Consider the following 8740-nt stretch of genomic DNA (forward strand, 5'->3'; position numbering starts at 1 on the left):
GTGAATTATGACGAAAGGATTATGCTCTTGAACTGTACTCTCCTGTACGGGTATCAATTTTGATCTTGTCACCCTGGTTAACGAAAAGCGGTACAAGAACACTTGCTCCGGTCTCAACGATAGCCGGTTTGGTAGCACCTGTAGCTGTATCACCTTTTACTCCCGGCTCTGTCTCTGTAACTTCAAGTTCCACACTGATCGGCGGCTCTACTGAGAATACGTTACCTTCATGTGAACATACTTTAACCATCTCGTTCTCTTTTACAAACTTGAGGGAATCTCCTACTGTATCTCCATCAACTGCGATCTGGTCGAATGTCTCAACATCCATGAAGTGATAGAGTTCACCATCAGAATACAGATACTGCATATCTTTTCTGTCGATATGAGCGGTATCGAATTTCTCTGTCGGACGGAAAGTCTTTTCTACTACACCACCACTGATGATGTTTTTAAGTTTTGTTCTAACGAAAGCTGCTCCCTTTCCCGGTTTTACATGCTGGAATTCCAGAATCTGATAAATGTTACCTTCGATCAGTACTGTAAGACCATTTCTAAAATCGCCTGCTGAAATCATTGTAATATCCTCCTTATATATGCCCTGGGGCATTCCTTTTACTTTTTATATACATTACTTATAATTCTATAATAAAAAACTCTATTTTTCAACAAAAAATTTCAATCAATTACAGATTTCCCTGATTTTCCGTATTTTTTTGCTATTTCATATAGGCATTATAGAGTTTTTTATCCACATTTTTCTCGATTTCATCGTAAACCGGCTGCACTGCCTCACGGATTTCCGCTCTCAGTTCATCACTAAGTGTAACAATCTGTGTTCCACTGTCCTCAATTACTTTGATCTTGTCTGCAATCCGGTCATCCGATGCCTGGCGAGCCTCTTCTTTGGCGATCTCAGCAGCTTCTACAAGGATTGCCTGCTTATCTTCCGGCAGATCCTGAAAAAATTCATCACTGACGATCAGAGAGATCAGATGCGGCAGGTGATTGGTTTCCACCACATAATCCTGCTGTTCATAAAGCTTGTTGGATACGATAACCTCGTATGGATTCTCCTGGGCATCAATGGTTCCCTGCTGCAGCCCGATATACACCTCACTGAAACTCATCGGTGTCGGAGATGCTTTCAGTTTTTTCCAGAAATCCATATGGTAGGAATTCTCCATGGTACGGATCTTCTGTCCTTTAAAATCAGCCAATGATTCGACCATTTTATTCGTTGACATGACACGGAATCCCTGGTCTGCATAGCCAAGGAGCTTATACCCGCCATTCTCATAGACATCCTCCAGAAGCCCATAGAACTCCGGATCATCTACCTTTTCACGTACTTCATCAATCGTACTGAATCGGCACGGAATATCAAACACCGCAAGGTCCGGCATGAAGGTTACCTGCGGTGCGGTATTTTGGATCACAAACGGAATGTCCCCATCCTTACAGCTCTCCAGAAGCTCCCTGTCCCCTCCGATCGTACCGTTCGGATAGACCTGGATCTTCATCTTGCCATCACTTAATTCTTCTACTTCTTCCGCAAATTTTTCTGCATAGATCTGTGTTACGGTATCCTCCGGACTTGCCGTTGCAAGCGGCCATGCATATCGCTGTACTTCATCATCCGCAACCGTCTTTTTCTGACACCCCGCACTGAGTGCAAGTGCCGCACACATTCCTGCCGCTACCGCCATTCTTACTGCTTTCTTCATGCTGCTACCTCCTATATCAGTGCCAGGCTGATCGCCGGGATAAATGTAATTAACAAAAGTGCAACAAGGAAGTAGCCTATCATTGGCATCGCATGTTTGGAAATGCGCATGATCGGGATATCTGTAAGCGAGCTTGCCACAAACAGATTGACTCCGATCGGCGGTGTTACAAATCCGATTGCAAGGTTGACAACCATCATGATTCCAAAGTGGATCGGATTCATGCCGACTGCTGTTACGATCGGCAGAAGGATCGGTGTCAGGATCAGGATTGCCGGTGTGGTATCCATGACCATTCCCACGATCAGAAGGAATACATTGATCACCAGAAGCAGGACGATCTTATTGGTAAAGTGCGTCAGGATCCAGGTGCTTACCATCTGTGGGATTTGCATCAAAGTCAGAACTCTTGAAAATGCAATCGATGCTGCAAGGATAAACATGATCGGTGCATAGGTGCGCACGCCTTCCACCAGTGCCGGCCAGATATCTTTAAACGTCATCGTCTTATAAATAAACAGGCTGACGATCAGTGCGTAAAACACTGAAATGACTGCCGCTTCTGTCGGCGATGCGATTCCGGAATAGATGCATCCCAGAATGATAACCGGACTCAAAAGTGCCCAGAAGCTTTCTTTTAAAACCTTCAGGAGTCCTTTCTCATGAAGTTCTCCGACTACTTTCTGGATCTTTTCTTTGTCCTCTCCATTCTTTTTACAGTAATAAACTGCATAGACCATCAGAAGTCCGCCGATCAGAAGTCCCGGAATGATCCCTGCGATAAACAGGTCACTTACTGATTCACCGGAAGCACTTCCGAACATGATAAACGGAATACTTGGTGGAATAATAACTCCAAGACCACCTGCCACGGCTACGATCGCCGCGGAAAAATCCTTATCGTATCCAAGCTCGATCAGAATCGGGATCGTCATACTTCCGACTGCTGCAACCGTCGCCGGTCCGGAGCCTGAAATTGCACCATAAAACAGACAGGTTACAATGACCGCGCACGGCAGACCCGCTGTCAGATTTCCAAGAAAATAGGAAAATACATCAAATAATTTTTTGGAAATGCCGCCTCTTGCCATGATGATTCCGGAAAGTACGAACATCGGAACCGCAAGGAGCGGAAAGCTGTCAATTCCTCCCAGCATAGAACGGATCACAAACTGTCCGCTGGCTGTGAAGGATGGATCAAAAGCACCCGGAAGGACCGATGCGATCGTAAGCGCGATTGATACCGGAATGGCAATGATCAGACAGATTACAAATAAGATAAATACTACTGCTGCCGGCATGCTTTTTCTCCTTTCTCATCTTTTTCTCTTACTACTTTTAATTCTGCAAACCACCGCTGGATAATACGGATCGCTACCAGGATAAAACTTACAAGCGGTGCTGCCTGCACATAATACATTGGGATGTGGCACGCCGGACTTACCTGTCCGCTCTCTACTGCTGACATCATATACTTAAACGCAAACGGTATCAGGTAAAGAAATACCATCAGTTCAAAGGTATGGTTGACCAGTTTAAAAAGTGCCTTCCCTCTTCGTGGGAAAATTGACACAAACTGTTCGATCTTAATGGAAATACATTTTTTTGTGCAATAGCTGACGCTCAAAAATCCCGACCATACAAACAGGTAACGGGTAATCTCCTCCGACCAGGACGGCGCTGAGCCGAGTACATATCTGGAAAACACCTGGATCCCCATGATCACTGTCATCAGGATCAGGCTTATCACCATAAAAAATTCTTCCAGATAGTTATCCAGCCAGATTACTGTTTTCTTCATTCTCATTTGCCCTCCATTCATGTAATCATACAAAAATGATATCAATTACCGAAGAATTTGTCTATTTTTTCTATTTGCTTTTATCTCTTTAAATAGCAAAATTTTCTATAATTTTTTCACTTTCAGAAATCGGTTAGTTTTTTAACAAAACCAGAATATGATAAAGGCCCGCAATCCACCGGAATCCCCGGTATGACTGCGGGTCTTTATCCTGCCTTTTTCACTCTTCATTCAGGTTAAACATAACGGATCCGCCACAGGACTTCTCCGGATGTTTCTTCACTAGATGCTCTTATCGATCAGAGTCAGGATTTCTCTTAAATCTGATGCATTCATCTGTCCAGGTGCAGAAGCTTTTCCTACTGCCCCGAAAGTAAGTGCTGAACCAAATACTTCACCGCACAGGCGACTGATCAGTCCGGTACCTGCCATAGCCATTGTAATGATCGGACGGTCTGCATGTTCTTCTGCCATTTCACGTGTTGCTTCAAGAAGTGTAAGTACATCCTTTTTGCACTGTGGCATTACTGCAATTTTCGGGATATCTGCGCCGAGTTCCTGCATTTTCACAAGGCGTCCTACGATATCGTCTTTGTCCGGTGTCTTATCGAAGTCATGGTTGGATGCAACAACTTTTACGCCGTGTGCATGCGCGCCTTCGATGATATCTTTTACAACTTCGTCCCCTGTAAATGCTTCTACATCCACAAGGTCAACCAGTCCTGTTGCTGCTGCTTTCTTGTTCAGCTCTGCATATGCGTCAGCTTCGATTGCTTTTTCGCCGCCTTCTTTGGAAGTACGGAATGTGAAAAGAATCGGAGTTTCGCCAAGTGCCGGACGAAGATCTTTTAATACATCTTCAACCTGTGCGAAGTCAAATACACCTTCGAACCAGTCTACACGCCATTCTACAACATCAAGCGCAACATTCTCAAAAGATCTTGCTGCTGCAAGAATTTCTTCTTTTGTCTTTCCGACGATCGGTACACAGATTTTAGGTACTCCTTCACCGATCTTAACGCCACGAACTTCTACATATTTACTCATGTCTGTTTTCTCCTTTTTCTAGTTGTCAGCCTGAGCCTGTTCTACCATCTTAGTATAACGTAAGTTTACAAATAATCCAAGAAGGACTCCAACTGCTGTAAGAACGATATTCATAACCATAACCTGTGACGGCTGCATTTTGGATGCTGCTGTAAGGATGGTGTAGTTACACAGGGAAGATGCGATCATAACAAGTGCTGTTACAGTTCCTTTGATCTTCGGGAAAAGCATGTTGCATACAGAAGTTGCGATCTGAAGAAGTCCGCCTGCTCCTGCCCATCCGATCAGGAATGCACCTGCAATCATAAGTGTCTGGCTCTTTCCAACCAGAACAGCGATCATTGTTACAAGACAGATTACCGGGTATCCCAGGATAAATCTTACGTCTTTGATCTTTCTTGTTAAAAGTGCAGTTACAACGAGTGCAAGCATTGTTCCTGCTGAATAGTATGTCTGCATGATGGACGGATCAGCCCAGCCAACATTCTCTTTTGCAAAGTTCTGTGCACAGTTCAGCCATAACTGGAAGGTACCTGTACATGTGAATCCGATCAGGATCATTGCGATGGATTCTACAGAGAAATGGGTATGCTTTAAGCTGTCGATCAGGCCTTCTTTCTTTCCCGCTGCTTTCTGATCTGTATCCGGGAGTGGGAAGATCATAACCAGTACCAGAAGTACAAGATAAGCGATTCCACATGCATAGAACAGTGTGTTGTAAGAGGTTGCTCCTGTTGCTGTTGTAGCGACAGTTACACCAAGTACGAACGGTAAAAGCATCTGCGATACAGAAATAAAGAATTTGATCCCCATAGTTGCAACGCCCGGTGCTTTGTAAATGATTTCTGAAACAGCCGGGTAAATTCCTGTATCCAGGAAAGAGTTTGCGATACCACCAACGATTGCACAGATATATGCGATCTGGTATCCGCCATTTGTTCCTGCATTAAATGCAAGTGCAAGTCCGATCAGGTAGATTGCATAGGATCCACTACCGATCGCTGTTGAAATACGACGTCCGAGTTTGTCAGAAAGCGGTCCGGCGAACGGAAGCGCGATCAGACGTCCAAGTCCGAGTGCTGCTGAAATTGCAGTGATTGCCATAACTTCTACGCCCCAGGAAGCGGCAAGTGCTTCCTTGATGACTGCCTGTCCAAGGATGGAACATCCGACACCATGGATAAAGTAGTTTAAATAAAGGATCAGGGCGCTGGGTATGTATTTCTTATTCATCTCTTTTCCTCACATTCCTGTTTTTCAAATTTTTTCGATTTCTTCTTAAATTCAATACAAGCCTGCCGGGTATTAATCATCGTATCTGATGTTTAATACTTCTTTCATGTGTTCGATCGGCATTTCTTTTCCTGTCCAGAGTTTGAATGCTGCTGCTCCCTGGAATAACATCATTCCAAGACCGTTCATTGTCTTACATCCAACTTCTTTTGCCATAGAACGCATCTTTGTTTCCAGTGGTGAGTAAGGAACATCAATAACAATAAGTTCCGGACGGAAGAATGATTTATCCGGTACAACTGACATTCCTTCCAGTGGTTTCATACCAACACCTGTTCCGTTTACGAAGATGTATGAATCGTTCATTTCTTCTCTTAATTTTTCTTTGTCATCCAGATCGTAAAGAGTAGCTTTGCAATTTGTCTTTTCATTGATCTTTCTTACTGTTTCTTCAGCATTTGCCCAGAATTTATCATGAATATTGAAAATAGAGATTTCTTTTACGCCGTCAAGTGCAGCCTGGATTTCAATTGCTGTAGCAGCTCCGCCTGCGCCTGCGATTGTCATCTTCTTTCCGATCACATCGATATCGTTATCTTTTAATGCCTGCATGAATCCGATGCCGTCTGTGATGTGTCCTGTTAAAACACCATCTTCATTTACGATTGTGTTAACTGCTCCACAAAGCTCTGCTGCCGGAGATAATTTGTCCAGATACTGTCCAACAACTGTTTTATTTGGCATAGACACGTTAGATCCTACCATTTTCAGAGCACGAAGTCCTTTTACTGCATCTTCCAGTGTGCTGTTGTCAACTTCAAATGCAAGGTAAGCATAATCCAGTCCAAGGTAAGCAAATGCTTCATTATGCATTGCCGGTGAGCTTGAATGTCTGATTGGATAAGCCATAAGTCCGATAAGTTCTGTGTGTCCTGTAATTCTCTCTGCCATGATTTGTTCTCCTTTTCTTCTTCCATCGAAATTTATTTCTTTGTTCTTTGAGAATGTTTTTAACGTTTGCCCAATTTTTGTTAATTTTTAAACAACCTCTTGATAGTTAAATTATAGACGATATCATTTGATAGTTCAAATACATCTTATATGTGTTTTTGATAGTTTTTTGGCATCAGTTATGGTATGATTATTTTATATAATATAGAAAGGATTTTTTACCATGACGCTAAATCAGCTTGAATATTTCCAAAAAGTAGCAACCCTGCAGCATTTCCGGCAGGCTGCAGAAATACTTAAGATCTCCCAGCCAAGCCTCAGCCGGTCCATGTCGCTTCTGGAAGAAGAACTTGGACTGATGCTTTTTGAACATCAGGGACGCAATGTTGTCCTCACCAAATCCGGCCGCGTCTTCCTGGAACATGTCAACCGGATCCTCGAGGAGGTACATATTGCCGAGCATAAGATGAAGCAGCTTGCCGGAAGCGGCGGACATATTGATATCGCCTATGTATTTCCGCTGGCAAACTACTATATTCCGCATACAGTGCGATCCTTCCTGGATATAGACCGCAACAAGCATGTAACCTTCAATTTTAACCAAACGCACACTGCAGATATGATCCAGGGGCTCAAATCCGACCGCCACGATGTGATCTTTGGTTCTTTCGTTGCGGATGAACCGGATATTTCCTTTGTACCCATTCTGAACCAGAATATGGTTGTAATTACTCCAAAAGAACATCCTCTTGTCCAGAAAGAATCCGTCTGTTGCAGTGACCTTACCGACTATCCTCTGATCGGGTATGACCGCTATTCCGGACTCGGTGGCTTCACCCGTAACTTCTATAAAGAAAAGAAGCTGAAGGTAAACATCATCTGTGAGTGTCCGGATGAAAACGCAATTGCTGCCCTGGTTGCCGAAGATTTCGGAATCGCCCTTGTTGCCAGGGTCGATGCGGTTGATCAGGCAAATGTAACCGTACTCCCGCTTGCCGATGCAGACCTTACCCACACCGTTTATATGGGATACATCCGCGACAAATACCAGATTCCCGCTGTCAAACGTTTCATCCAGTTTGTCAAAAGAGATGGGAAGGCCTATTAAAGTGCCTTCCCATTGCTTTCTTTTACATATTCAATAAATTCTTTTACAACCGGCGCCAGATATTTTTCCTTCAGCTTCGCCAGATATATATAACGTTCATATGGTGGATTCTCAATATCCAGTACATCTACATTCAGATTTTTAAGTATAGGAATCTCCGGCATTACCGCAATTCCAAAATTTTCTGCCACAAGACCTGCCATCGATGCATCTTCCAGAATCTCATATGCTATCTTCGGCGTCCCTCCGGTCTGTTCAAACAACTGGTCGATCACCGGTCTGAGCCCGCTGTTCTTGGTGAAATATACCTGGGGATAAGGAAGTGTTTCCTTCAGATCAACAGATCCTCTTCCGGCAAGCTCATGGTCTCTTGGAACAACAACAACCAATTTTTCCTTAGCGATCGGTACAAAATCAATCCCGGATTCTTTTTCTTTTCGCGAGCAGAAAGCGATGTCATACTTCTCCTCTTTCAACCCCTGTATGATCTCTGTCGTATTTCCGACAGAAAAACGGAAATTCACATCCCAGTCTTCGTGTTCCTTCAAAAAACCGCCTACAAGCTGTGGAACAAATACACTTCCAAGCGTAAAAATATATGCGAGATCGATCACCCCGCCGGTGTCACTTGTCAACGCCCTTGTCTTTTTTACACCACTGTCCAGAATCTTTAAAGCTTCTTCTACATATTCCAGAAATACTTTTCCGTACTTTGTCAGTACAACGTTACGCCCTCTTTTTTCAAACAGGTTTGTCTCAAGCTCCTGCTCCAGCATACTGATGGCATGGCTCAGACTTGGCTGCGTAATGGACAGCATTTCCGCCGCTCTGGTATAGTGTTCTATATGTGCTAGTATAACGAATATTAAATAA

General features: G+C 43.7%; 9 protein-coding genes. 1 reads left to right on the forward strand and 8 read right to left on the reverse strand.

The window, feature by feature from the left end; genetic code table 11:
- Window positions 1-19: 19 nt before the first annotated feature.
- The 7 genes from efp to PG840_RS08635 form a co-directional block, all read right to left on the reverse strand.
- Window positions 20-577 (reverse strand): elongation factor P, encoded by a 558-nt coding sequence (efp, locus tag PG840_RS08605; RefSeq protein WP_022220387.1) that lies wholly within the window; start codon window positions 575-577, stop codon window positions 20-22.
- A 142-nt stretch (window positions 578-719) separates the two neighbouring features.
- The gene (locus PG840_RS08610) at window positions 720-1727 is read right to left on the reverse strand and encodes a TRAP transporter substrate-binding protein (RefSeq protein ID WP_055297273.1); all 1008 of its coding nucleotides are present in this window, start codon (window positions 1725-1727) and stop codon (window positions 720-722) included.
- Window positions 1728-1738: 11 nt separating this feature from the next.
- On the reverse strand, window positions 1739-3028 hold the full coding sequence (locus tag PG840_RS08615) for a TRAP transporter large permease (protein WP_055260595.1): 1290 nt from the start codon (window positions 3026-3028) through the stop codon (window positions 1739-1741).
- Window positions 3013-3528, reverse strand: coding sequence for a TRAP transporter small permease (locus PG840_RS08620; RefSeq protein ID WP_055155619.1), 516 nt, complete (start codon window positions 3526-3528; stop codon window positions 3013-3015). The genes PG840_RS08615 and PG840_RS08620 overlap by 16 nt, the downstream gene beginning before the upstream one ends.
- A gap of 282 nt (window positions 3529-3810) precedes the next feature.
- Window positions 3811-4575: a type I 3-dehydroquinate dehydratase gene (gene aroD, locus PG840_RS08625; protein ID WP_270205249.1), complete on the reverse strand. Its 765-nt coding sequence runs from the start codon at window positions 4573-4575 to the stop codon at window positions 3811-3813.
- An 18-nt stretch (window positions 4576-4593) separates the two neighbouring features.
- Window positions 4594-5808 carry an MFS transporter gene (locus PG840_RS08630; protein ID WP_008375049.1) on the reverse strand — a complete coding sequence of 405 codons (1215 nt, stop codon included), beginning with the start codon at window positions 5806-5808 and terminating at the stop codon, window positions 4594-4596.
- 72 nt (window positions 5809-5880) lie between these two features.
- The gene (locus PG840_RS08635) at window positions 5881-6759 is read right to left on the reverse strand and encodes a shikimate dehydrogenase (RefSeq protein WP_008375048.1); all 879 of its coding nucleotides are present in this window, start codon (window positions 6757-6759) and stop codon (window positions 5881-5883) included.
- A 223-nt stretch (window positions 6760-6982) separates the two neighbouring features.
- On the opposite strand from PG840_RS08635, the gene PG840_RS08640 reads away from it, so the two are divergent.
- Window positions 6983-7867 carry a LysR family transcriptional regulator gene (locus PG840_RS08640; protein ID WP_270205248.1) on the forward strand — a complete coding sequence of 295 codons (885 nt, stop codon included), beginning with the start codon at window positions 6983-6985 and terminating at the stop codon, window positions 7865-7867.
- On the opposite strand, the gene PG840_RS08645 is transcribed toward PG840_RS08640, so the two are convergent.
- A complete protein-coding gene (locus PG840_RS08645) occupies window positions 7864-8733 on the reverse strand; it encodes a LysR family transcriptional regulator (protein ID WP_270613519.1) in 870 nt (289 codons plus the stop codon). The genes PG840_RS08640 and PG840_RS08645 overlap by 4 nt on opposite strands.
- Between the last annotated feature and the right edge of the window lie 7 nt (window positions 8734-8740).

Source organism: Coprococcus sp. AM97-35, assembly GCF_027697525.1.
Taxonomy (GTDB): domain Bacteria; phylum Bacillota; class Clostridia; order Lachnospirales; family Lachnospiraceae; genus Allocoprococcus; species Allocoprococcus comes.